Source organism: Desulfocicer vacuolatum DSM 3385, assembly GCF_900176365.1.
Lineage (GTDB): Bacteria > Desulfobacterota > Desulfobacteria > Desulfobacterales > Desulfobacteraceae > Desulfocicer > Desulfocicer vacuolatum.
In genome coordinates this window covers 124,487-150,058 of sequence record NZ_FWXY01000004.1, presented here as the reverse complement: position 1 = coordinate 150,058, position 25,572 = coordinate 124,487, and the positions used below count along the sequence as shown (strand labels likewise).

The window sequence follows — 25,572 nt, the reverse complement described above, 5'->3', positions numbered from 1 at the left end:
TAAAAATTTTTATCATAGGTGCATTTTATTATAGAAGCAAGCATATTTTATTTTGTAAATGCTTAATGAAACGCACCTTGTTGGTGGCGGTTTATTATGGGGTGATAGAAGGACCGGTAAGCTTGGCCTTGTCGAGATACTGAGGCATCAGGACTTTGAAATCATCCTCGGTCATGGCGTCAGGAAGCTTCTCAATGTAGATAACGGAAATACCAGTATGGTTCAATATCATTTGCCTTGGCGATCTCAATCAGGTTATAGATGGTTGCACTGGCAGCTGCCCCTTCAGGGCTTGCAGCCAATTTTTGAATTCCTTAGAACAGGCTTGGCTTTTTCTGATTATAACGGATTTGGGGAACTGGGTCGGACAGCGATGAAATAAACTGGAAAATTTTATTTTCTTAGTTATGGTTGACGCGCCAACAGCAACTATAACAAATAAGGGAAATGATGAATTCAGCCTTTAAAACCGCTCCCAGACTGGATCTGGACTATTTGTATGCACATTTGTCAAGCACAATATACATCATTATTCAACATTCCATCCAATTCCGGATGGTGGTAGACATGGCAAAAAAGGAACAATCTGAGCTTTTTCCGGCTGGAATTTCTGTCGGATACAAAATAAGAGAGAGCATATTTTCCAAAAACTGAATTTAAAAATCAAGAGATTTCTTAGGGAGTCAGCAGTTTTCAATTTACCGTTTATCCAATGTGCCACCTATAAAATGTGGTTATCTGAGTTTTGCAAATGGTAAATCAATAAGATCTGACTCCCTTATAGCTGGTGTCAGCTATACCATAAGGCCGCCTATCGCACGATTTGGGCCTGGGCCACAGGAAATATCAGTTTATACACCCCACATGATGTCTAAAGCCGTTTTTCCATTAAATGCATGGGTGTCTTCTTGGGAAGCACTTTTTATTTTAAAGATATTATTCTGTGAAATTGCTCCCTGCCCCTTGTGTTTTTTTTCAACCTGGGCATGGGATGCATCATCACAGTTTTTCTTTTGCAAAATATTCCCAAGCCCAATCATGTAAAGTGGAGAATGCTGATAAGCATCCTGCATGGCCTTAGCGGACAAACGCTCATGGGAAATCTTCAAGGGCTTCTCCCGGCATAATAAATCCAAAGCGGTATTTTCAGTGACAACATGATTTTTTCCCAGAATATCGCCCATGCTAACCATGTAAAACGGAGAGTTTTTGTATGCCGCATCCTGATGAAAAGACTCTGGACTTCCTTTGAGGCCCACACTGCTGTTCACTTCTTTATTTAACGCTTTTTTCTGATTATGAGATGCTGCAACAACAAGATTTGCAGCAATGAGAAGTGCTGCCACAGTCCAGATACCGATAATTTTTTTTGTTTTTGGTTTCATAGTATTCCCCTTTTTTTACTGCAATTTTAAATCATTACTTTTAGATCACAGTGATCTGAAATTGGGTTTGCTGTTTTTACAATTATATGCGCCCAATAGTGATTGCTTCTACTTTGCTATTTGATCTTTTTTCGGATGTTTGACAAGCGATTAATTGTCATGGTAGACATAAGCAAATCAAATGGATACGAGAAAATATGGAATTAACACCGGATGTATTGAGAACCTTTGTGGCCGCAGCCCAGGCCGGTAATTTCACCCAGGCTGCCAAACAGATCAACATCAGCCAGTCTGCTGTGAGCCTGCAGATGCGAAAACTGGAAGAAGATCTGGGGAAACCGCTTTTTAATCGCCTGACCCGGGGAGTGCAGTTAACGGCAAACGGTGAAACCCTTTTAAAATATGCAAGGCGGCTGCTGTTACTACACGACAAGGCCCTTGCCTCCCTCAGTGAACCCAACTTAAAAGGATTGATCCGCCTGGGGGCGGTGGAAGATTACACAGATTTGCATTTTCCGGGAATATTGAAAAGATTTTCGGAAAGATACCCGCTGATTCAAGTGGATTTGTTATGTGATATATCTGAAGTTCTGCTAAAAATGTTTTATTCCGGTAAGCTGGATCTTTGTCTTAGAAATGCAGAAGGGGTTGAACCCGGTGGGGTGATACTCAGAGAAGAGCCTCTTATCTGGGTCAGTTCCACAGAAGCAGAACCGGAAAAACGTTCGCCTTTACCCATTGCGGTCTTTAATAACTGCATCTACCGCCGGTGGACAGAAAAAGTTCTTAAAAATGAACATATAAAATTCCGTGTGGCCTATTCCAGCCCCAGCGTTTCAGGAGTTCTGGCAGCGGTAAAAGCAGGGTTGGCCGTGGCCCCCATGGGGGCAAGTATCAATGTATCGGGCCTTCGTGTTTTACCGGAAGACACCCTGCCGGCCCTGCCCTCTGCAGTGGTGACCATGCACCAGGCCCATACCCGTAAAGATTCGCCCCTGGCCACACTTGCCCAATACATCACAGAAGAATTTCGCTCCATGCCTCTCACTGGAGAAGGGCCCTGCACACAATAAGGGATTTTTTAAAATTTACCTCAGCAGAGCCCTTCCATTGCTAAGGGCTTGGATTATTGTCCGTCTTGCCCAAGATAGCTCTGGCACCGAAGGGCCACATTGGCCTGAAGGTTGCGATACCACAAGGCGTAATCAAACCTGTGATACACTCCCGGGGGGAAGTCGCCAACATCCAAGGTGTCTGGAGGCGTGGCAATAAGCGCTCCCGCATCAGGGTGATCAGCACCATGGCCCCCTGGCTGTGGCTGGCAAGAATGAAGGAGTGATTTACAAAACATGACGATCCTGCATGATAATCACATGATCATTTGCCATGCCTCAATGGAAAAAAAAGACATTCACCATGGAGGCAACGGCCCACATGGCAATGGCATAATGCCAGTTGTGCTGGATAATTCCCCAGGCCGATGCCCGGTATCGACTCACCAGTGCCAACCCCACCCCAGATAAGGGACTACAGGCCGTGGAGATGGCCCAGCTGCTGAGAAATAAAAAACCCAGCTGGGAATTTTCCGGATGAAGGGGAATCAACAGGGGACTCACCACGGATATGCTGACAATGGGATGCACCCCCATGATACAAAGAAGAATCATTCCCCCCAAAAGCACAGCAAACAGGGTGGGGGTAAAGGTTGCCCCTTCCAGGGTAAACAGTGCAGGATACGCATGGGTAATGGCTTTTATACCGGTGGAAAAAACCCCGGCGGCAAGAAACAGGGCAAACTGACTGCTCACGGACGTCAAACGGGTATTTATAAAATTATGCAGGATTGGCAGACGAGGTCTTGATTTCATGAAGACAAGAGCGCCCAACGGGGAAATCAGGCTGATGAGATTCATAATGCTGATATCCGGTCGAAAATAGTGAACACAAAGCACCGCCATGGCAAAAAATATCGGAACAGTGAGACTCTCCACTCTTATGGGATAACCGGGAAATGGTTCTTTTTTGAACAGGCACACGTCAACAATCGAGTAGGTAATGGCAATGACACTCATAAGGAGTCCCGGGATCAGGGTTTCCTGCCACAACATTCCCGGGGCATAGGTAAGAGCAACACCGGTGGCCACAAAAAAGGGAGACCACCATGCCGCAGCACAAAATGAGCGGGGCAGGATAATCAGTTGATTTCGGGTCAAGGAACCGTTTTTCTGAAGTCGATCTCCAAAAACAAACAGTACAGATAAATTAATGACGGCTCCCAGCAGATGGGTACCAAAGGCCGTTATGATAACAGCTTTTTTCCCCCTGGGCAGGGTATCGTCTTCCATATCAGTGTTTGCCAGACCAAGAAAGGAAACGGCAACAAACATACCCAGCAGGGGCAGATTGGGGGCAAAAATATCCTGCCACCCGAAAACAACATCCCGGTGGGCAGCAAAAAGCAACAAAACAGCCCCTGTTCCCATGAGCATTAAGGCTTGACTGCCAGCGCTCTTTCCAAGGGTGGGCCACATCAAAATCGGCACAAGCCAGGAAAGCAGTGTGGGCACCGCCGTCATAACGGGAACACGAATGCTCACAAGATACAAAACAAGGGTTCCAAGAATGATCCATCCAATATATTTTTTCATTTTTTAATCTGTGGATGACTTTCCATAAAAAAATCACCCGGACCTTGATTTCCAACAAAGCCGGGTGATATCAATCAAACGCATAAAGCATCCTGGGGTTGGCACAAATATCACAGGTCAGCATAAAAATTTGACCCGGTATTCCAGGACACCCCTGGTGGGGACAGGCAGGATCAGGATGGAGTCACTCCCCAAACTTACACATGGGAGGCCCAGGCCAGATCAAAGGCCTGGTCATTTTGATCCAAGTTGGTAATAATCAAAGAAGGGGTGATCCAGGCCTGGTCATCAAATTCATGCTTATCTGCAATTTTTATGGTGGGATAGGCGGTCTGTCTTGCAATTTTTTTCACCGTGAGAAACCGGGTGGCATTTTCTCCGGAGGAGATGCGGGTAAAGGCAAGATGGAGCACATTGTTGCGCTGGGCCGCTTTTTGATAGTTCTCAAAATCTTCCATGTTATATTGTTTTCCCGGCAATATTTCCATGCGGTTGGTGTACCGGGTATCAACGTCCAGGGCAATGTAATAACGGTGCTCGTCAAAATCGATTTCATAGCCGTCATAAAGTGTGTAAACATTGCCAAGAATGGTGATGAGTTTTTCAAAATTATCAATTTTTTTGGCGTAGCGCTCCCCTTCCTGGTTTTTGCCCACATGGTAGTAATCCGCCATGAAAAGGCAATGCTCGGGTAGGAGCAACAATTCTTCTTTATTAAATTCGCGCAATATGAACTTTGAGATGATCTCCCGTATTTTGGTGGCCTTGGTGGGTCGTCCGGAAATCAGAAAATAGATCCCATCCAGGCATTGATCTCTTCGCCATTCCTGGAGCAGAGCATATTGCTTGCCAAAAAGCAGTTCAAGAAAGCGTGAGAACTCTTTTTCAATAAAGATGTCAGAATCCCACCATTTTTCTTGGTCATCGGGCAGGCGGGTTTCTTTGTAAAGTTCATTAAAATACTCACCGGCCTTTTTCTCGGAAAAGGACTCCTTTCGCTTCAAGGTGGTGGTAATCCCCAGATCCGGGTCTTCAAAAGAGCGCATGAGAAGGATACTGGCATCGGTGGTCAACCCCCCAATGTCCACATGGCACACCACAAAGGTAAGGCCTTTTTTCTTTTCCCGGAGGGAGTTTTTCTTCTGGGAAAAAAGAAATTCAACCTCCTTTAAATCCGGCAGGCGATCCTTTTCGCTGGAAAGATCCCAAAAGGGCATGAGCTTGATGAGATTGAGAAAATAAAGTTCACAGGAACCGCTCTCATCAGCGGATATATTCACAAAGGTTTTTTTAAGGCTTCTCAGGTTGGGGGGTAAAAGGGGCTTCCACTTGTTATGCCCGGCAAACTCCATGCACACTGAATAGATGCTCTCCCGGTAACCGTTTCTTAAATTTTCAATGAAAAGATCCGGCACAGTCACCCTTATTTCGGTGATCACAGGAATTGCAGGGCCGTTCCATGGACGACCTTCCTTGGGGGCTGTGATATATTTAAAGCTCTCTTCCAGCACTTTTTTAATATAAATTCTGAACTGGGGAACATTGCCTTTATACGCGGCAAATTTGCTGGCAAACACCGATTTTGCACTTTTTACGATCTGGCTGTTGGAAATATTAATCTCATCAAAATTATCCACAAAGGCAAAATCGCGTTCATCGCCCGACGGCGGATTGATAAAGGCAGAAGGAAAGCCGCCTTCAGTTCCTTTACCGTTTTCGTAATGGACCACATATTTCCAGGTATCGGTGATTTTATCCCGGCCAAAGCTACAGGGCCAGCACAGCACAGAGGTGCGATAGGAGCCAAAATCCACAAAAAGGATGTACTCTTCACGGTTATTGGGGTCCCTTGAGGTTCGTCCGGCAATGGTTTCGTAATAAAGGCGGTTGTCATCTGCCAGTTCCAGCTGAAAATCATCCACCTTTTTTTTCTTTCGTTTAAAAAAATCAAACAGCATTATTCGTCCTCCAGCGCTCTTCCCATGACCGCAATATCTCCCCGAATCAAGGCATTGGGCACATACAACTCAGCACTGTTCATTATAATATAGGGCAAATCTTCCTCCCGGGTGCCCAGAAATCCCTTGTTACCACCGTCCAGACGTTGCCTTAAATTTTGCCACAATCCCTGGGAAACCTGCTGACACATCTCATCATCATCAAAAAACTGCATGAGATACTGGGCAAAAACAGAATTCCAGAACCGATCGTGGTTGTCCACAATGCCGTCTGCCTGGGTGGCCATCTCATTTTTAAAATAGGTTCTAATGGAGTGATACCTCTCCTGGACAATGAGCTTGCGCATTTTTTCCTTTATTTCAGCCACCTCATCATAGGTTTCAATCTCATTGAGTGCGGCCATGGCATCGGCTATGCAGTTTTCCGCCTCGGTAATCCAGGGCATCAGAAATATTATATCCAGGGCTTCTCTGATGGTTTCACCGCCACAAATGGATTCAAGGGTTGCCCGGGACCAGGAAATCCCCCCATCCAGGGTGATATTTTCCTGGATTTCCCCAAGATTTTTGTATCGGCTCAGTCCGGAAATCCACCCCTCCACATAGGGACCCGGCGCACCAAAAGTCACAGGATAACTTCCATTGCAGGGATTCACCAGCTGAATCATGGTATCAAAGGCTGTGTAACTCTTAAAATCCGTGGCAATGTCTTTTTGCACATTGGTGTTGCCGCAATATCCGGCAATGGCGCTTTCTCCTTGCAGAGACACCACCAGGGGCAATTTACGATCCAGGGGACCTGTGTTCAGGACTTCCCGGTATTTTTTTAAAATAATATCCATGGGGTGGCCCGGGGGAATGGCAATTTTATGCTGAAAACAGGCCACCAGAATACCGGGAAATCGGATAAGATTATCCACCAGATTTTTTTCAAAGGTTTTGTGCAGAGCCCGGTGGGTCTCCATGGCATCGGCCCCCTCTTTAATTCCGGGGTACTCAATCACCGGCAGGGTCATGGGGGTCTCTGGGGCAGGCACCAGTACCTGTAGCAGATAATCGTCGGGCACGGCTCCCTGGGAAAGATCGTAAAGCTTGCCAAAAAGATCCGGGGAGATATCATCCCGGATGATCTGACCGGTGCTGATGGCCAGTTGTCGGATCACAATGCGCGTCACTGCATCCGAGGGTTCCACAAGGCATGGAACCGCTGTATTTTCCGAGGTGTTATGGGCCTTGACAGAAAAGAGATGCCCCAGGGCCTCATGGTCAAACAGATCCAAAAGATAACTTGTCTTAAAGGACTTGTCTGTACCCATGATGTGAACGTACACCGGTGTATCTGTGGCCGGCACATGGTCCAGGCATTCCCGACAGGCCGTGACCACTGAAGTTGCTCTTTCTTTTTGACGGGAGGGGACAGATTTTAATTTTTCAATGATATTTTGAATATTATCTTTTAGCCGCACCAGACGGCTTTCGTTAAAACGCATGGGAATTTATTTTCTCCTGACAACGGTTAATTCCAGGGACTTAAATATATTCATTGTACTTAAAAACCTTCGACAACTTTCTTTGAGCCCATATTTTAATCTATATGCAAACATTTAATGCATAAAAAAAACGACATATGGCATAAAGCTTGGATGGCTTCTAATCAATTATAAATTTGGCGAAGGCCTTGTACTTACATCCAATATCCAGCCCTTTTTAATTTAATGCAAAACCAATATAGGGCAAGGGCTTCAATCAACATTGAAGCTTTTTTTATATGAAATACTCCGCAAATAGGGGTGTATTTCAAGCTTTGTTGTGGGCGGAACCGGATCAAAATAAGGCCTGCCCATGGCAGTTATCAAAAAATCAATCAAATTCTGTGATCTGATATCCTCCATCCACAGATTTAATGATTCCAAGCTTTGTCCGGTCAATCTCAAATTTCATCCCATTGATTTCATGCTTGTAGCTGAAGGTGATGCTGTCGTTGTACACCATGAAGGAAAAAGGATTGAAAAGATTAACATCGGCCCGTTCAAATTTCACCACCCGACCATTTGCCAGCTTTCCCCGGAAATAGTCTGCATTTTCAAACAGCTTCACAATTCCCGACCGCCCCGGACTGATGTTCACGGCCTGGGTGGAAGAACTGTCATCCTTGGACAATTGCACAAGGGAAGTATTGACCTGTATGGGGTCCCGTTTCAAAGTGACATGGCTGCTCTTTTCAAAGGATGCTTTATTGATAAGATTGGACAACACCAGGGATGTCAGCGGGTCATAACACTGGATGCCGTATTTTCCCTTGGAATCTTCCATGAGCAGTTCCCGGTGGACCACCACAGGGAAATCTGACTCAATGGGGCTCAACTGCATATTTTTAATTTTTGCAGCAATGAGGCCCAGTTTAAAGGATTGGCCGATTTTATCCGTAAAGTAGACGGCTGACGCATTGGAAATTTTCAATTTCCGCTGCTGATCATCGTCAATGGCATACCAGGTGTAGGTCGTATCTGTACTGCCTGAACCCATGAGGGCCGCGGCAACCCTCCGGGGCACCAGGGTGGATTCACCTCTTTTGAAAAAAGCGGCAAAGGAAACCTTGTCTGTGCTGTCCCTTCCGATTAAAAGATACCAGTCAATGTCATCCAGGGGCGCTTCGATTTTCAAAGGCGAAAAGGTGTAGACATCGGCAAGAAAGCTTTTCATTTTAAAATCAATGGTATCAGCCTTGAGCATCTGGGAAAATTGCCGGGAATCCCTGAGTCTTTTATAATCTGTATAAGAGATCATATTTTCATTGAGAAACTGGGTCACCTGGGGGTGTTTGATGTTCAAATCCCCCACCTTGAAATAAAACACGTTGCTGGTATAGCCAGATTTGTCACAGGAATAGACCCTGGCAAGGCGACTGATCTCTGTGCCGGAAAGTTTCATTTCATATTTTCTAAGGGCCTTGATCACATCCCTGTTGTAATTAAAATAGACAAAAAGCGCCAGCCGGTTTCCCTTGAAATTGACATCGGAATCCGAGATGTCCCGGTAGGCTTCCTGATTCATGCAGGATAGAATATCTTTAACATATTCAGGCTTCAAAAAGGTTTGTGCAATTCTTTTCTCATCCGGCTTGTCTGAGTCCAGCCATGAATACACCCCGGGGAAAAGTTCGTTGTAAAACGCCATTTCCATGGAATCAGGTTCACTGCTTCCCAATGAAAAATCAAAGGATTTACCGGTGAAAAATTTATCATACAGGGCGTACCCTCCCAGGAACACAAGGGCCAAAACAGCGATGGATACCGCAAGTTTGATGAAAAAAGCCGTTTTGGGTCCTCCCTTTTGAAGCTCTTTAAGAAGGGCAATGGCCCGGGCCTGACCCTGGAGGGAGTCTTTATGTACCACATTGGCGCCGTAGGCTGTGATTATTTTTTTATCTTCCGAACGAAAAAAAGCCCACAGGGAACCAATGTTATCCCCCCTTGTCACCCGCACCTTAAGATATTCGATGAACTCCCTTCGGGCACCGGCAGGCAGGCTGCCCATGGGAATCTGGGTCATTCCCTGTTCCAGGGGAATTTTCCCGTTGATATCAATAATTCTCACATCCAGGTTGGAGGTTACACTTTGATACCGTCTCACATCCTGAAAAACACTGCATTCCGGTGGTACCATTGCCTCAAAAACCAGGGGATAAACCTGAATTTTTTCAACGGGCAACTCAAAGTCATCAAAACGCCCCATATATATTTTTCTCCTGTAAAATCAACTCTGTGGCCCGGAACATCCCAAATGTAAAAACCACCGCTGGCCACCGTTCAAGTGCTTTAAATAAAATTATCTATATTATCCACAAACCGTCCAAAAGTCAATTTGGTTGGAGATTAATTCACCCATTCCAATTATAAGTCGCCGGAGCAGTGCATGGGAGGCTGCTTTCCATGGTTAAAATCAGGTCTGGCGGTGCTTTACATGTATCCCATATCCTGTTATTTCATATAAACTGCCACGGGCAGACCTTATTCTGATTCGGTTCTACCCACAAAAAAACTTGAAATGCACCTCTGATTTTTCGTGGTGGGGCCAGGCTTTCGTTATTGACATTATCGAGGCTTTTTTCGTTGGCAAAGGCCTTGGTCGATAACATCAATAACAAAAGCCTGCCCCCGTCGGCACACTGAGCCCAGCGGTACATTTAAAAATGCCGGCTTTGAAATAAAGCCCGAAAGTTGAGATAGTATTATGTCGGCCCCGACGGGCAATGAACGGCACAATTGGCCGGTTCCCATTGCCCCTCGGGGGCTCTGCTGAGGGTATCTGCTACTGCATTCTCATAATTAAAAAAGGAAACATCCAATGGATCTGTTGATAAAAAATGGCATGATATTAACCATGAATGCCGGGTTGGAAGTTATTGAAAAAGGGGCTGTAAGGGTAAGGGACGGAATCATCATTTCCGTTGGTAAGGATGACATGGAGCCCTCGCAAGAGGTTCCAACCCGGGAGATTGATGCCCATGGCGGCATTATCATGCCGGGGCTCATCAACAGTCACACCCATGCCGCCATGACCCTGTTCCGGGGGCTGGCCGATGATCTGCCCCTGATGGAGTGGCTCAATGATCATATTTTTCCGGCAGAAGCAAAGATCACAGCGGACATGGTCTACCGGGGCACCCTTCTTGCCTGTGCTGAAATGCTGCTTTCCGGCACCACATGCTTTTGTGACATGTATCTGTTTGAAGAAGAGGTGGCAAAGGCCGCATCAAAGGCGGGCATGCGGGCCGTGGTGGGAGAGGTGCTCTATGACTTTCCCTCCCCTTGTTACGGTCCCCTGGACAAGGGATTTGAGTATGTAAAAACCATGATGGAAAAATGGAAAGCCCACCCTTTGATCACTGTGGCGGTGGAGCCCCATGCCACCTACACCTGTGCTCCGGAACTTCTCACAAGGGCCGCAGACATGGCCCGGACCCGACAGGTCCCCCTTGTGATCCATGTGGCTGAAACCCGCAACGAGGTAAAGCTCATCAAAGAAAAATATGGCAAAACCCCGGTGAACTTCCTTGCGGATCTTGGTATCCTCGGTCCCAATGTGGTGGCCTGCCACAGTGTACACCTCACCCCGGAGGAGCGGGCAGTGTACCGGAAATTTGATGTCAAAGTGGCCCACTGCCCGGAAAGCAATATGAAGCTGGCCTCGGGGGTGGCACCGGTGCCGGAGTTTTTGTCTGAGGGGATATGCGTGGCCCTTGGCACCGACGGATGTGCCAGCAATAATGACCTGGACCTGTTCCAGGAAATGGACAGTGCAGCAAAACTGCACAAGGTGTTTTCCATGAATCCCGAAGCTGTGGATGCCGCAAGCGCCGTTAAAATGGCCACCATTAACGGTGCCAGAGCCCTGGGGCTGGATGAAAGTGTTGGATCATTGGAGCCGGGGAAAAAAGCTGACATCATTGTGGTGGACACTCGCAGTCCCCATATGGTTCCCATGTACAATCCCTACTCCCAGCTGGTGTATGCAGCCAAGGGAAGCGATGTCATGCTCTCCATTGTTGACGGCAAGGTGTTAATGGAAAACCAGGCACTGACCACCCTTGATGTGGATCAGGTGATGGATGATGTTCTGGCCATGGCCAAAAAGATTGCCGCCGGAGATGGGGGCTGATGCCATGGTTGTTTTCCCTGGAAAAGAATATTACTCTTCTTGAAAAAAGCAATGATCCCATCAAATAAGGGGTGAGCACAAATTGAAGTTTCCATACAAATCTGATAGGGTTCTCATGATAAAAATTACGGTGGAATTGTATTTGAAAGCCTCAGCCCCGGGCAAAGCCTGCCATGAAACCCCAATATTTGCCTGCGGCATCAAGTAAACAAACAACAAAAATTGGGCTTGGTCATAACATGGGCCATTTTGTAATAAAATTTTAGAGGTAAAATTAATACATGTAATTACAGTGTTTTGAAGTCAATAGAATTTTATTTCACGTATAGTGGCCCAGCTTATGATCAACCCCCAAAAATTGAATGGATCATCTCATGGGTATTGAAAAAAAAATAGAGGCTGCCGCAGGCAGACAAAAGGCAGATATCCTCTTTATCAACGGCAACATCATCAATGTCTTCACCGGAGAGATTCTCCAGGAGTCCGTGGCAGTAAAAGATGGGTACATCTGCGGTTTTGGAGACTATGAAAACCGGGAAGTGGTGGATCTTAAGGGAGACTATATGGCTCCGGGCTTCATGGACAGCCATGTACACATTGAAAGTTCCATGGTGACACCGGAGGTTTTTGCCAGATCTGTGCTTCCCCGGGGCACCACAACCGTGGTGGCCGATCCCCATGAGATTGCCAATGTATTGGGCGCTGAGGGACTCACCTATATGATGCAGGCCACAGAAAATCAGCCCATGAACATTTTGTTTGCCCTGCCCTCCTGTGTGCCGGCCACTGACATGGAGACTTCGGGGGGAAGACTTGAAGCCCCGGATCTTAACCCTTTTTTTTCCAATCCCCTGGCCTGTGCCCTGGCAGAGATGATGAACTATCCCGGGGTCATCTTCAAAGATCCCGGTGTGATGGCAAAACTTAAAATGGCCCAACATGCAGGTAAGCCGGTGGATGGTCATGCCCCGGGCCTCACAGGAAAGGAGCTAAACGCCTATGTGGCCGCCGGTATTCAAAGTGACCATGAATGTACCACCTGTGAAGAAGCACTGGAAAAATTAAGACAGGGAATGCATATCATGGTGCGGGAAGGCACCTGCGCACGGAACCTTGAAGCCTTGATACCGGCCATCACCGACCATACCTGGCCCCGCATGATGTGGTGCACAGATGACAGGCATCCCGGAGATATTCTGGCCCAGGGTCATGTGGATTATATTATCAGAAAGGCCATTTCCCTGGGCCTTGATCCTGTCCGGGCCATACAGATGGGTACCATCAATTGCGCCCGGTATTTCGGTATTAAGGACGCCGGAGCCATAGCCCCGGGCCGGAGGGCAGATCTTGTGATTTTCCGGGATCTGAAAAAATTAATCATTAAAAAAGTCTATGCCCGGGGGGTGTTGATGGCAGAACAGGGCGCCATGGCCCCCGGGATCGCCCCACCCCGGCCTTCTTCCTGTCCGGCCACCATAAATATGGATATGGGTGCCATTGATTTTTCCATTCCTGTGAAGGGTTCCCGGGTGAGGGTGATCAAAGCCATTGCCCACCAGGTGGTCACAGACATTGAAATCATGGATATTCTGGAGGAACAAGGCTTTGCAATGGCAGATCCTTCCCGGGACATGGCAAAAATTGCCGTCATTGAACGCCACACCGGGAACACCGGCATGGCCAGGGGGTTTGTCACAGGCATGGGGATTTTAACCGGAGCCCTGGCCTCCAGCGTGGCCCATGATTCCCACAACATCATTGTCGTGGGGATGGATGATAAAGATATGATGCAGGCGGTTAACGAGGTGGTGACCATGGGCGGCGGGCTCAGTGTGGTCAATGCCGGGCGAACCCTGGCCACCGTTCCCCTGCCTGTGGCGGGTCTCATGTCCCAGGCCCCCATGGACCGGGTGCACCGGGAAATGCAAATGGCCATTGAAGCGGCCCAGGCCCTGGGATCGCCCCTTGACGATCCATTCATGACCCTTGGATTCCTGGCCCTGCCGGTGATTCCCCGTCTTAAGATTACGGATAAAGGCCTTGTGGATGTGGATAAATTTAAACTGGTTAAGCTTTTTGTATAAAACGGGGATGTCCTCACGGACACAACAAAGCTTGAAATACACCCCTGATTCACGGAGTATTTCATATAAAAAAAAGACTGTCACAACAAATAAGGACTCAAAAAAAATGAATGTGGATGGAAAACAGATGCGGCCCATCTGGTTTGATGCTGAATCAAAAACCCCCTGGGTCATTGACCAGAGGAAACTGCCCCATCGGCTCATCAAGGCCAACCTTGACTCTGTGGATGCTGTCATTGAAGCCATACAGGAAATGTTTGTCCGGGGGGCCCCGCTCATTGGCGCCACAGGTGCCTTTGGGGTCTATGTGGCTCTTTTTAAAAGCAACGGCAAGGGAATGAATAACGATCATATCATCCATGAATGCCAACGCATCAAAGACGCCCGTCCCACAGCAGTGAACCTGGCCTGGGGGGTGGATCGGGTCCTTCAAACAATTTTACCCCATGAGACCCATGGGACAAGAATCACCGCAGCACTGGAAGAATCACTGGCCATTGTGGAGGAGGAGGCGGAAAACTGCAAACGTATTGGCCTCCATGGGCTCTCCCTCATTGAAGAAATCAGCCGCACAAAGAAAAACGGACCGGTGAACATTTTAACCCACTGCAATGCCGGATGGCTGGCCACTGTGGAATACGGCACAGCCACAGCCCCCATGTACACAGCCTTTGACAAAGGCATTGATATCCATGTGTGGGTGGATGAAACCCGTCCGTTGAATCAAGGTGCCCGGCTCACAGCCTGGGAGCTTGGGAAACACGGTATTGCCCACACCGTCATCACAGACAATGCCGGGGGGCATATCATGCAGCACGGCATGGTGGATCTGGTCATCGTGGGCACAGACAGAACCACCCGCACCGGAGACGTGGCCAACAAAATCGGCACATACCTCAAGGCCCTGGCTGCAAAGGACAACAATATCCCTTTTTACGTGGCCCTGCCCTCCAGCACCTTTGACTGGACCCTGCGGGACGGCATTAATGATATTCCCATTGAAACCCGTGATCCCCATGAAATTACGCATATACAAGGCCTGGACAAAAACGGTGAACTCACAAGCGTCATGGTACCTCCGGCTTCCAGCCCGGCAGCCAACCATGCCTTTGATGTAACCCCGGCCCGGCTGGTGTCTGGATTCATTACGGAAAGAGGTAGGTGCGACGCTTCTGAAGCATCCATTTTATCCCTTTTTCCAGAACGAACCTGAACCGTTGCATTACCCAAAAAGACCAGGGTAATCTCAGCAGAGCCGCCCCGATGGGGAATAGGAACCGGACAATTGAGCTGTCTACAGTTCCGGTCCGGGCCCATTGCCCATCGGGGGGGGGGGGGGGGCGGTATAACACCATTTGGCTCCGCGTCTACACCCCTATATTTGTTGTGTTCCACAGGAGATGCCCGTTATATCAAATGCCTCGCAGATCTGGGGCGTATGCAAGCTTCATTGTGGGCAGAGTAAGATCAAAACAAAGTTGCCTTGACAGTTATTTAAAATGGCTCCAAAGGATTTAGGACTTGACAACAAAACCATAAAATACATAATAAAACCCATGCTGACTGATATCGAAAAAAAAGTGGTAGCGTCCCTCCAGGGGAATATTCCTGTGTGTCAACGTCCTTTTCTGGTGCTGGCCAAAGGCATTGGCATTTCGGAAGAAAAATATCTGGATATAGTGGCCCGTCTCAACGAGAAGGGTATTATTCGACGGTTTGGTGCCACCCTGAAACACCAGAAATCAGGATTTAAAGCCAATGCCATGGTGGCCTGGAAAGTGGATGATGCCAGGGCAAAGGCCGTGGGAGAAATTATGGCATCCTTCCAGGAAGTGACCCATTGCTATCGAAGAGACCCGGCCCCCACCTGGCCTTACAATCTCTATACCATGGTTCATGGTGCTGATGAAGCCACCTGCCATGCCATTGCCGAAAAAATTGCCAAAGCCGCAGAAGTGGATAAAGATGACTACACACTGCTGTTCAGCCGCAAAGAACTGAAAAAAACCTCCATGCAATATTTTGATTGAGCCCGACGTGAAACCGCCCCATATACTTTGCGTCAATCCCTGGATACACGACTTTGCCGCCTATGATTTCTGGGCCAAACCCTTGGGACTGCTGGGTCTTGCCGCCATTCTCAGGGACCATGGCATGACAGTCAGTTTCTTAGACTGCCTGGATCGATTTCACCCCCGGGCAGAATCTCCGGTAAAGGTGCTGAAAGACGGCAGAGGACCCTTTCGAAAAAAAGAAATTCCCCTGCCTGCCGGGGTGGAAGAGATAGGCCAACGCTTTTCACGTTATGGCATTGAACCGGAGTGGTTTCGCCGGGACCTTAAAAAAAGCCCCCCACCGGATATTATCTTTGTCACTTCCATGATGACCTATTGGGCCCCGGGGGTCCGGGAAACCATTTCGGTTATCAAAGAGATATTTCCCCGGGTACCTGTGATCCTGGGGGGAGTCTATGCCTCTTTGTGCACCGGGCATGCCCGACAATTTTCCCTGGCAGACCAGGTCATCACCGGTAATGCAGAAGAGCAGCTCCCCGGTATTATCCTTGACCATACCGGCTATTCTTTTACCCCGAAGTATGATTTCAATGATCTGAATGCCCTGCCCCGTCCAGCCCTGGACCTGGTTTCAAAGATGGCCTACGCCCCCATTCTCACCTCCAGGGGCTGCCCTTTCAGTTGCAGCTATTGTGCATCATCGTTTCTGGAAAAACGACTTCGACACCGCTCCCCGGAAACGGTGTTCCAGGAGATCCAGCACTGGCACAATATCCATGGGGTTAACAATTTCGCATTTTATGATGATGCGCTGCTGATCCACCCGGAAAATCATATTATTCCCCTGTTGGAAAAGATCATTCACTCCGGTATGCCCCTTTCCTTTCATACCCCCAATGCCATGCACATCCGACAAATCAGCCAGAAAATAGCAGACATGATGTTCCAGGCAGGCTTTAAAACCATTCGAATGGGATTGGAAACCGCAGATTTTTCTCCCTCAAGGCCCGGTGATCACAAAGTCACAGGAAATGAATTTTCCCTGGCCGTGGACCGCCTGAAACAGGCAGGATTTGCATCGGAGCAGATTGGTGCCTATCTATTATGCGCCCTGCCCGGTCAACACCCCGACGACGTGGCCCGTTCCATCACGGCTGTGAAAGAAAAGGGAATACAACCCGTACTGGCCTATTATACCCCCATACCCCACACCCCCATGTGGCAAACCGCCTGTGGAAATTCTCGATTTGATCTGGAAAAAGACCCTGTTTTTACAAACAATGCCTTGCTTCCGTGCATGGAGAAAGACAACGCATTTAAAACCATCGCCCAACTCAAAGCATTGACCAGAAAATAAATTTAAAAAATTCGCCCACGGACAAACGGTTGGCCTTTGGTGCTTTTTATGATAATTTTTATATGAAATACTCCGTAAATCTGTGGAATATTTTTACCTTTGTTGTGGGCAGAGCCGGATCAGAATACGGTCCGCCCGTGGCGGTTATATGAAATATTCCGTAAATCTGTGGAGAATTTCTATCTTTATTGTGGGCTTAGCCCTCCCCGAGGTGCACTGGGAACCGGCCAATTGAGCCGTCTACGGTTCCGGGCCGGGACCATTGGCCCTCGGGGAGGCGGCATGATAGCATTTTTTATATTTGTTGTGTCCAAAAACACATGCCCTTTAAATGACAACATACTTTTTACATCAGGATATAGCAATATGATTGTATTTGACCTGGAATGCGTCAACGGCCACACCTTTGAGGGGTGGTTTGATGACAGCAATGAATTTGAACATCAATGTCAGCAGGGCCTTGTGTCATGCCCTGTGTGTGAAACCACATCTGTTCATCAGAAACTTTCCGCTGTGGCGGTGAGGACATCCTCCCAGGCCACCTCCATCCGAAATAATCAGCAGGATGTGCTGTCCAGAATCAATGCCAAGTTGACCCATTATGTGGAAAAAAACTTTGAAAATGTGGGCACAGATTTCGCAAAGGAAGCCCTTAAAATCCACTATGGCAGTTCAACCCCCAAAAACATACGAGGCACCACCACCCCCGAAGAAGACAAACTTTTGAATAAGGAAGGGGTACCGGTGATAAAATTTTCCATGCCGGAAAAGGACAAGGAAAAATTGAATTAAGACTAATAAAAGGGAGATAGCCATGTACACCAGATTAAAATTGTATTTAACACTATTTGGAACACTTTTTCTGTTCATGGGATGCGCTGATTTTTCCCTGGACCTCTCTTTTTCAGACATCCAGGGCCTGAAAAAAGAAGCCCCGATTTTCTTTGATCAAAACAAAGTGGGACATGTAACCCACATTGCTTATACGGATGGGGGTGAATTTATAGTATCTGTTGACATTGATGATGCATTTAAGTCCGCTTTTACTGAGCATTCACGATTCAGCATCGTAGATTCCCCACTTCAGGAAAATGAAAAAGCAATTATCATGACCCTGGCTCACAAGGGCGGAGAACCCCTGAAAAAAGGGGCTGTTATTAAAGCTGTCCCCCCATCTCCCCTCCAGGGCCTCACCCCTTTTATGGATAAATTAAAATCCGGCATGGATAAAATGGTGAACAACATGAAATCCATACCGGAAAGTAAAGAATACCAGGATCTTGAAAAGAGAATTGATGAACTTGCACAAAAAATGAAAACATCGGGGGAAGCGTTCCAGGAAAGTATAAAAAATGATTTTATTCCCAAACTGAAAAAAGAGATTGAAGCCCTGGGAAAAGCCCTGGAGGAGAAAGGGATGAAAGATGAAACCAAGCCTCTGGAAAAAAAACTTAATGCCCTTGAGGATGTTTAAAAAACAATATGCCAAAAAAAATTTTTATCATCACAGGTGTCACCCTTGCAGTGGGGTGCCTATTACTTTGCATGACCCTTGTTTCCGCCCTGTTTTACATTGAATCTTCCCAAGGGTCCCAAAAACTTCAAAACATCATCAATACGCACATCCCCGGCACTCTCACGTGGGAGGCCCTTGAATTTTCCCCTGCCAGGGGACAATTCGTACTCAGCCGGGCCGCCCTTGTTTCCCGGGAAAACAAACCGGTGGTAAAATTCCAGAAACTTTTTTTATCCCTGGACATTACAGCTCTTTTAAAACAGAAAATTGTCATAAAAGAGTTCTCCATCCATGCCCCCACCATCGTCATTGAAAAAAATAAAAATAATGAAATAAACATCGTTGCAGCACTTATTGGTGACCCGCCCGCAGAAAAGGAGCCCCGGGAAACAATATCCTCCCCAAAGGGGCTGCCCATGAACATCATTGCAAAAACCATTGCGGTCATAGACGGAACCATCTCTTTTACTTCCATTCCCGATGCCATTGAAACCCACATCAAAGATTTTTCCCTGGAAACCCGGGGAAACCTGAAAAAAATGGCAGCGGATCTAAGCTTGACCACCGGTAATATCCAGCTGAAGCTGCCGGGGATAAACACCACCATCCACACACTGAATTTTTCCACAGCCTTTTTAAAGGATGCCCTCACCGACCTGAAGCTTCATCTTGATGCCCAGACAGCCAGACTGGACATGACAGGCAGTGCCCATACGCTTTTTTCGTCCCCGGAAGCTGATATGAACCTGACGCTTAAAGGAGACATTGCCAAAACCCTTATGGCCGTTGAAAATAAAACCGATATTTCCGGTCACATTGCAGCCAGGGCCACGGTGAAAGGCGCTTTAAACAACCCGGACATCACCCTTTTCCTGGAGTATCCCGGAGGCAATGTACTTAACCAAAAAATAAACCGGGCAGATATTGACATTGCCATGGCAAACAAAATCTGTAATATTCGCAAACTTTTTCTGAATCATGACAATGGTCTGATAAGCGCAAAGGGCATTGTGGACCTTTCCCGGGCCTTTCCCAAAGGATTTATGAATTCTGAAAAACACCTGGATGCCCTGGCCTGGGATATTACCCTTGACGGCAAAAATGTTGTTCCCGGTCCACTGCTTGAATCCTTTGACATCAAAGGTATTGAGGGCATCTGTCAGCTGAATACCACCTTTTCCGGCAGCATGACGGCCCCCCCCAAGGGCACATTAACCCTTAAAACCACCAAGGCCGGATACCGCCAATATCCCAAGGCAGATGCAGATATCAGTGTGACATTGGAAAAGGGTGTCATTGATATCAAGCAGTGCAAGCTCACATCGGGATCAAGCCGCCTGAATCTCCTGGGCAATGCCATTGTTCTGGAACCCGGCAAAATGACACCCCTGAAAAATCCGGAATTTAACCTTAAACTAAACTCGAATCCCATTGCCCTTGAAACGTTTACCCCCTATGTAAGCGCTCTGGAGAAACAGGGCGTTAAGGGCAACATAACCGTAAACGCTGATATTAAAGGCAGTAAAAATCGACCCAACGCAATCTTCACGCTCCTGGGCCGGGACATGGAAGTGGCCGGGGAATCCATAAAAAAAGTCAATCTGTCCGCCCATGTTGATACACAAAAACTCTATGTTGATACACTTAACATCGCACTGGACGACACCCGGAAAATAACGGCAACGGGATGGGCAGATCTTAACCGTCAATTTGACATAAAACTTTCAACCGGTGACATCAGGCTGTCAAGTTTCAATAATCTAAAAGACAAAAGTCCTGCTGACGGTATTTTTTCCTGTAATCTGTGGGGAAAAGGAACATTTGGAAATCCCCAGATACAAGGGGATATTTCCCTCACAGACCTCATCGTGGATGGAAAACCGGTCCAGGATTTCAAGGCCAGTGTGGCCCTCCATAATCAATACGCCAATATCCAGGGAAAGCTGAACTTTGATATCAATGCCGGTTTCAATCTTGGCACCCGGGATTTCAAGGGAGACCTTGTTTTTCAAAAAACCGACCTGGCCCCATGGCTCCAACTGGCAGGTCAAAGGGATATATCCGGCAATGTCACTGGGGATATTGCCTTTAAAGGCAATGCTGATCATCTTGATAAAATCACTGTTCAAAGTGCCATCAAAACCCTGTCTGTGGTGCTCCAGGAGAAATTCAACATCCAGTCAAAAAACATGAACGCCACACTCCAGGGAAAAGCCTTCCGGGTATCCCCCTTTAAAACATCATTGCCCGGACAGGGCAGCGTTACCGTCGAAGCATCGGGGAGAGTGGACGGCGATATCACAGCCAAAGCAACGGCCCGGGTTCCAGCCAAGGTCGTCAAACTCTTTGCAGACACCATTCCCGATTTGGAGGGAGATCTGACCCTTGATGCCTCAGCCCTGATCAAAAAAGAGATTAAAGCATCCCGGTTTAATGCCGCACTCAACCTCCATAATCTGGGGCTCACCATACCGGACTCCCAGTCAAAATTGCATGGCATCAACGGCACCATACTGGCAGATATAAACCAGGTGGAAATAAAAGAGATCAAAGGATTTCTGGACAAAGGAACATTTTCCATGGCCGGTAAAACATCTTTAAAGGATTTCATGCCCCAGGCATACACGGCCACGGTGGCCGGTAAAGCTCTGCCGGTGAACGTTCCCGAAGGACTTGACGCTCTTTTTGATGTAAACCTCAACCTTGACGGCACCATGGATAAATCGACCCTCAGCGGCACCATCCTTTTAGATTCCGGCCAGTTGACCAAAGAAATCAATATAAACAAAGAAATCCTTTCGGCCATACTCAACCCCCAACGCTCCCGCAAAGGGGTTAAAACCGAAAAAAAACCCAATCCTTACCTGGAAAACCTGACATTGGATATCTTTGTCCAGGCCAGGAACAATTTTATTGTTGACCTGGATCTTGCCAACCTGGAGATCCACCCGGACATCCGCATACAGGGTTCTCCCCTGGCCCCCATGGTTTCAGGGCGCTCCACCATTGACCCCGGTAGCATCCAGCAGTATAATAAAGAATTTACCCTCACCCGGGGCATCATCGATTTTATTGACCCCTATAAAATAGAACCGGAAATCGACATTGAGGCCCTCCATGAAGTCAGAGACTGGGATATTACCCTATCCGTCACCGGTACTCCAGAAGAACTTATTTTTTCCCTGTCATCGGACCCGGAACTGGAACAGGCTGATATCACCTCCCTTTTGCTAAGGGGAAAAACCACCAATGAATTGATCTCTTCCGAGGGAGGAAGCACCTTTTCTCCAGAAAATGCCCTGGCAGAGTTTGCCGCCGCTTCGGTGCAGGATAATGTGCGGGCCGCCACAGGCCTGGATATTTTTGAAATGGGATTTGACGATTCTGACAGCAACGGAGGGGTGGGAAGTGTTAACCTCACCGTGGGTAAGAAACTCACCGATCGTATCACCTTAAAATACGGCACAGCCTCCAAAGACGGACAAATGGTGCAGACCACTTCTGCTGATTATAAGATGTCTGATAATTTAAGCGCCTCGGGATTCCAGGATTCCCAGGGAAAATTTGGTGGGGAACTGAAATATAGACTGGAGTTTGAATGAAAAAAATCATCATGACATGGATCGTTGCGGCCCTGGCCTCCACCCTTTGTGCATTCTGCGTCAACGCAGAAGAAACAAAACCGTGCATCCGGATAAAAAAAATTGAACTTGCTGGAAACATCCACTTTTCCACCGCCCGACTCAAACCCCGCCTAAAAATATGGACATCTTCTCTTTTACCGGGAAAAATGAATTGCTTAAATGAAAACTGGTTAAACCAAGACATAAAAGATCTCATTGCCTTTTACCGAAAAAAAGGATTTGCCCGGGTCACCATGAAAGCCGAAGCCGTTCCCATGCCCGGAAAAAAGAAACACACCATTAAAATCACCATCCAGGAAGGCCCGAGATACGAAATTTCCTTTAAAGGCAATGCTTTTTTCTCCAGCCGGCAACTGAAAAAAGAGATCACCGTCTTTACCAAAGGAGATCCCAACGGTTCCGGGTTAAGAAAAGGAAAAAACAGCCTTCTAAAAAAATACATTCAAGCAGGATTTGCCAATGTCAAAGTAAAACTGGACGTAAAAACAGTTGAGACAAAGCCCCTGGCGTCTACCTGCCAGGTGATCTATCGCATTGAAGAAGGCCCTCGGCAGGTGGTAAAACAGCTTAACATCACAGGCAACAAGGTGGTGGATTCCTCAAAAATACGTGATGCCATGATCACCCATACCAAAGGGTTCAGGGAACTGGGTGGATTTAATTTAAAAACACTTGAAAAAGACCTGGAAGCCGTAGCTCTGGTCTATCTAAGCCAGGGGTTTTTAAATGCCCGGATCACCCATGATATCCGCATGGAATCTGAAACAAAAGATTCTTCAGATCCCCATGAAAGTTCTCCCACAAAGCAGATATATATAACCATCCATATTGTTGAAGGCCCCCGGACGCTGGTGAACTCTGCCGGGATATCAGGCCTTGGAAATATTTTTCCCCGGGACGAGGCCCTGGGTTTTCTCACCCTGGCCCCCCAGGAACCCTTCCGGGATTATATGGTGAAAAGTGATGCCAATATACTGGCAGCCAAAATATCTGAAAAAGGGTATCCCCATGTCAAAGTCACCGGTGAAACGAAGTTCAATGCCGACAAAACCCTGGCAGACATCACCTGGAATGTCCAGCCCGGTTCCTTTACCCGCTTCGGGAAAATCCACTACCAGGGAAACAAACGCCTGAAGCAAAAAGTGATGGAAAAAAAAGTATCCCTCACCCCGGGGGAGCCCTTTTCCCTGGCACAACTTTTTACCACCCAAAAAAAAGTAAGGGAAATTTACTCGGTGGCGTCGGTGAAAATAACAGCTCCGGGTTTAAAAACCCAGGAGCCCCAGCCTGACATTGACATCACCATAAAGGAAAAAAAACCCTATTACGTTGAAGCATCCACAGGGTTTGATACAGAAAACTTAGGGTACCTCCGGATTAAGACCGGAGATACCAACTTCATGGGTGAAGATATGAACGCCTGGGTGGAGGGATATATCAGCGGCATCGGCCACCGGGTGGAAGCCGGCATCAAAGACCCTTTTTTCTGGGACACCCTCATTTCTGCCACATTCACCATTTATGAAGAACAAGAGGAGCCGTTGAACCAGGAATTCGGCACCCGCAGCTGGGGGGCACAATCTGCCTTTGCCAGGCAAATGACGCCCCATCTCACGGCAGGCCTTAATTTTGAATATGAAAATAAAATTCAATTTAAAGGTGCAGATGAAGAACAGGACGAGACCCGTAACATCCTTATCACATCTGCCTCCCTTGCCTGGGATAACAGGGATTCGGTTTTAAAGCCCACCCAGGGTTTTTTATCCTTTGCATCGGTGGATCTGTTTTCAGGGTTTGGCAGTGATCTGGATCGATTTTTAAAATATCAAATAGATTTAAGACACTATCGATCACCTTTCAAGGGCCTTACATTTGCCATGGCAGGCCGCATGGGATACATCCAGCCGCTGGGGTCATCCAACACCGTTGCCGATGATCAACTTTTTTTTCTGGGCGGTATTTCCGATGTCCGGGGGTTCAAGGAAAATATGCTCCTCACCGATCCCGAAGATACCCATGAGGCCCTGGGGGGAAGGACCTCCATATCCGCCAGCTTGGAGGCGCGCATTGACCTGCCAGCCAATTTTGAACTGACTTTTTTCATGGATACCGGAAAAATTGATAACACCGATCAAGCACAAGTCCTTGATGATTTCAGGTATGCCGTTGGCACGGGGCTTCGCTACAATACCCCCATTGGTCCCATAGGACTGCTTTACGGCCACAAGCTTGACCCGGAAGATGGAGAAAGTCCGGGGCAAATTCATTTTTCCATCGGATATACATTTTAATTTTTTCCTTGTAAAACCCTTTTATTTGAAGTATAGATTTTGGTTCCCGGCTGTGCTGTGTCAAATTGCCCATGGGTATTCTGATCGGTCGCCGCGTAACAGAAGGTCATGAACCTCGTCAGATCCGGAAGGAAGCAGCGATAAGTGATATCATCTGTGTCGTGGATTGATCCCGGTCATGCAATACTCCGGTGATTTACCAGTCAGCCGGGTCTTTTTTTTTACCCTCCCTCCTCCATTTTTATTTCTTGACATGGCATCAAACGGTCTTATTTTCTCCTAAAAATTAAATCAATGTTTATTATATACTTTTTAAGACGTTATATACCAAAATATTTGGATCAGGAGAAAATGTTGGCTGACAAAGATGAACCTTTAAAAGAAGAAACCGGCAAAAAATCCGGAGATGAGACCACAAAGTCTGCACAATCCCCCAGTGTCGAGGATTCCACACAAGAACAAGAGTCCTGTAGTAAAGACAAATCATCTGAAGAAAAACCGGACATTGCAACCCTCCAGGCAGAACTCAAGACTGAAAAAGATAAAGCACTAAGGCTTTCAGCGGAATTTGAAAACTACAAAAAGCGCTCTTCCAGGGAAATATCTGATTTCAGGAAATATGCCAATGAATCGGTTTTCAAGAAATTGCTCACCGTGGTGGATAACCTTGAGCGTGCCATTGATTCTGGAGAAACGCAAAACAACCAGGCTTCGATACTTGAAGGAATTCAGTTAACCCACAAAGAACTGATTAAACTGTTTGAAGCCTTTAACATCAAGGCGATTGAAGCCTTGAATCTACCCTTTGACCCTGCATTTCATCAAGCTGTCACCCAGCAGGAAACAGATGAACACCCTGACAACACGGTGATCAGCGAGCTTCAAAAAGGGTATGTGCTACATGACAGACTATTGCGACCTTCCATGGTGGTGGTCTCTAAAGCAGTGGTAAAACAAGACAATTAACATTTAAGACACATCATATATATACATTATATTCGGAGGAATAGAAC

The 25,572-nt window shown here is 47.2% G+C and carries 18 protein-coding genes and 1 other RNA gene; 14 read left to right on the top strand and 5 right to left on the bottom strand.

Features of this window, described 5'->3' with window-relative positions:
- Positions 1–58 precede the first annotated feature (58 nt).
- Positions 59–382, top strand: a complete 324-nt coding sequence (locus B9A32_RS05320; protein ID WP_084067345.1) for a hypothetical protein — start codon at positions 59–61, stop codon at positions 380–382.
- Between the two features lie 469 nt (positions 383–851).
- Here the strand turns inward: B9A32_RS05320 and B9A32_RS05310 are convergent, their stop codons facing one another.
- Positions 852–1,385, bottom strand: a complete 534-nt coding sequence (locus B9A32_RS05310; protein WP_084067343.1) for a hypothetical protein — start codon at positions 1,383–1,385, stop codon at positions 852–854.
- A gap of 197 nt (positions 1,386–1,582) precedes the next feature.
- Between B9A32_RS05310 and B9A32_RS05305 the strand changes: the two genes are divergently transcribed.
- Positions 1,583–2,458 (top strand): LysR family transcriptional regulator, encoded by an 876-nt coding sequence (locus B9A32_RS05305; RefSeq protein WP_084067342.1) that lies wholly within the window; start codon positions 1,583–1,585, stop codon positions 2,456–2,458.
- Between the two features lie 140 nt (positions 2,459–2,598).
- A complete protein-coding gene (locus B9A32_RS22295; RefSeq protein WP_269749000.1) occupies positions 2,599–2,724 on the top strand; it encodes a hypothetical protein in 126 nt (41 codons plus the stop codon).
- A gap of 52 nt (positions 2,725–2,776) precedes the next feature.
- On the opposite strand, the gene B9A32_RS05295 is transcribed toward B9A32_RS22295, so the two are convergent.
- The 4 genes from B9A32_RS05295 to B9A32_RS05280 all read right to left on the bottom strand — a co-directional run bounded on the left by B9A32_RS05295 (position 2,777) and on the right by B9A32_RS05280 (position 9,726).
- The gene (locus tag B9A32_RS05295; RefSeq protein ID WP_084067340.1) at positions 2,777–4,033 is read right to left on the bottom strand and encodes a hypothetical protein; all 1,257 of its coding nucleotides are present in this window, start codon (positions 4,031–4,033) and stop codon (positions 2,777–2,779) included.
- A gap of 197 nt (positions 4,034–4,230) precedes the next feature.
- Entirely contained in the window at positions 4,231–5,991 is a 1,761-nt protein-coding gene (locus B9A32_RS05290) for a hypothetical protein (protein ID WP_084067339.1), read from the bottom strand.
- Positions 5,991–7,481: a hypothetical protein gene (locus B9A32_RS05285; protein WP_084067338.1), complete on the bottom strand. Its 1,491-nt coding sequence runs from the start codon at positions 7,479–7,481 to the stop codon at positions 5,991–5,993. The genes B9A32_RS05290 and B9A32_RS05285 overlap by 1 nt, the downstream gene beginning before the upstream one ends.
- Before the next feature lie 370 nt (positions 7,482–7,851).
- Complete coding sequence (locus B9A32_RS05280; protein ID WP_084067337.1) at positions 7,852–9,726, bottom strand: hypothetical protein; 1,875 nt, start codon at positions 9,724–9,726, stop codon at positions 7,852–7,854.
- A gap of 612 nt (positions 9,727–10,338) precedes the next feature.
- Here B9A32_RS05280 and B9A32_RS05270 point away from each other — a divergent pair.
- The 11 genes from B9A32_RS05270 to grpE all read left to right on the top strand — a co-directional run bounded on the left by B9A32_RS05270 (position 10,339) and on the right by grpE (position 25,525).
- The gene (locus B9A32_RS05270) at positions 10,339–11,652 is read left to right on the top strand and encodes an amidohydrolase (RefSeq protein WP_084067335.1); all 1,314 of its coding nucleotides are present in this window, start codon (positions 10,339–10,341) and stop codon (positions 11,650–11,652) included.
- A gap of 362 nt (positions 11,653–12,014) precedes the next feature.
- On the top strand, positions 12,015–13,736 hold the full coding sequence (gene ade, locus B9A32_RS05265) for an adenine deaminase (protein WP_232367050.1): 1,722 nt from the start codon (positions 12,015–12,017) through the stop codon (positions 13,734–13,736).
- A gap of 106 nt (positions 13,737–13,842) precedes the next feature.
- Positions 13,843–14,949 (top strand): S-methyl-5-thioribose-1-phosphate isomerase, encoded by a 1,107-nt coding sequence (gene mtnA, locus B9A32_RS05260; protein WP_084067444.1) that lies wholly within the window; start codon positions 13,843–13,845, stop codon positions 14,947–14,949.
- A 343-nt stretch (positions 14,950–15,292) separates the two neighbouring features.
- Complete coding sequence (gene ahbB / locus B9A32_RS05255) at positions 15,293–15,766, top strand: siroheme decarboxylase subunit beta (RefSeq protein ID WP_084067443.1); 474 nt, start codon at positions 15,293–15,295, stop codon at positions 15,764–15,766.
- Positions 15,759–17,108 (top strand): B12-binding domain-containing radical SAM protein, encoded by a 1,350-nt coding sequence (locus tag B9A32_RS05250; RefSeq protein ID WP_084067333.1) that lies wholly within the window; start codon positions 15,759–15,761, stop codon positions 17,106–17,108. Before ahbB ends, B9A32_RS05250 begins: the two co-directional genes overlap by 8 nt.
- A 366-nt stretch (positions 17,109–17,474) precedes the next feature.
- A complete protein-coding gene (locus tag B9A32_RS05245) occupies positions 17,475–17,900 on the top strand; it encodes a DUF1178 family protein (protein WP_084067442.1) in 426 nt (141 codons plus the stop codon).
- Between the two features lie 22 nt (positions 17,901–17,922).
- Positions 17,923–18,582, top strand: coding sequence for an MlaD family protein (locus B9A32_RS05240; protein WP_084067332.1), 660 nt, complete (start codon positions 17,923–17,925; stop codon positions 18,580–18,582).
- A gap of 8 nt (positions 18,583–18,590) precedes the next feature.
- Positions 18,591–22,226, top strand: coding sequence for a translocation/assembly module TamB domain-containing protein (locus tag B9A32_RS05235; protein WP_084067331.1), 3,636 nt, complete (start codon positions 18,591–18,593; stop codon positions 22,224–22,226).
- The gene (locus B9A32_RS05230; protein ID WP_084067330.1) at positions 22,223–24,559 is read left to right on the top strand and encodes a BamA/OMP85 family outer membrane protein; all 2,337 of its coding nucleotides are present in this window, start codon (positions 22,223–22,225) and stop codon (positions 24,557–24,559) included. The genes B9A32_RS05235 and B9A32_RS05230 overlap by 4 nt, the downstream gene beginning before the upstream one ends.
- An 82-nt stretch (positions 24,560–24,641) precedes the next feature.
- An RNA gene (ffs, locus tag B9A32_RS05225) (signal recognition particle sRNA small type) lies at positions 24,642–24,738 on the top strand.
- 172 nt (positions 24,739–24,910) lie between these two features.
- Positions 24,911–25,525 (top strand): nucleotide exchange factor GrpE, encoded by a 615-nt coding sequence (gene grpE / locus B9A32_RS05220; RefSeq protein WP_084067329.1) that lies wholly within the window; start codon positions 24,911–24,913, stop codon positions 25,523–25,525.
- The last annotated feature ends 47 nt before the right edge of the window (positions 25,526–25,572 follow it).

Coding starts and splice junctions, on each gene's coding strand:
- B9A32_RS05320 (WP_084067345.1), top strand. CDS start 59: ATGCTTAATGAAACGCACCTTGTTGGTGGCGGTTTATTATGGGGTGAT.
- mtnA (WP_084067444.1), top strand. CDS start 13,843: ATGAATGTGGATGGAAAACAGATGCGGCCCATCTGGTTTGATGCTGAA.
- B9A32_RS05285 (WP_084067338.1), bottom strand. CDS start 7,481: ATGCGTTTTAACGAAAGCCGTCTGGTGCGGCTAAAAGATAATATTCAA.
- B9A32_RS05295 (WP_084067340.1), bottom strand. CDS start 4,033: ATGAAAAAATATATTGGATGGATCATTCTTGGAACCCTTGTTTTGTAT.
- ahbB (WP_084067443.1), top strand. CDS start 15,293: ATGCTGACTGATATCGAAAAAAAAGTGGTAGCGTCCCTCCAGGGGAAT.
- B9A32_RS05230 (WP_084067330.1), top strand. CDS start 22,223: ATGAAAAAAATCATCATGACATGGATCGTTGCGGCCCTGGCCTCCACC.
- ade (WP_232367050.1), top strand. CDS start 12,015: ATGGATCATCTCATGGGTATTGAAAAAAAAATAGAGGCTGCCGCAGGC.
- B9A32_RS05305 (WP_084067342.1), top strand. CDS start 1,583: ATGGAATTAACACCGGATGTATTGAGAACCTTTGTGGCCGCAGCCCAG.
- B9A32_RS05290 (WP_084067339.1), bottom strand. CDS start 5,991: ATGCTGTTTGATTTTTTTAAACGAAAGAAAAAAAAGGTGGATGATTTT.
- B9A32_RS05235 (WP_084067331.1), top strand. CDS start 18,591: ATGCCAAAAAAAATTTTTATCATCACAGGTGTCACCCTTGCAGTGGGG.
- B9A32_RS05240 (WP_084067332.1), top strand. CDS start 17,923: ATGTACACCAGATTAAAATTGTATTTAACACTATTTGGAACACTTTTT.
- grpE (WP_084067329.1), top strand. CDS start 24,911: ATGTTGGCTGACAAAGATGAACCTTTAAAAGAAGAAACCGGCAAAAAA.
- B9A32_RS05245 (WP_084067442.1), top strand. CDS start 17,475: ATGATTGTATTTGACCTGGAATGCGTCAACGGCCACACCTTTGAGGGG.
- B9A32_RS05310 (WP_084067343.1), bottom strand. CDS start 1,385: ATGAAACCAAAAACAAAAAAAATTATCGGTATCTGGACTGTGGCAGCA.
- B9A32_RS05270 (WP_084067335.1), top strand. CDS start 10,339: ATGGATCTGTTGATAAAAAATGGCATGATATTAACCATGAATGCCGGG.
- B9A32_RS05280 (WP_084067337.1), bottom strand. CDS start 9,726: ATGGGGCGTTTTGATGACTTTGAGTTGCCCGTTGAAAAAATTCAGGTT.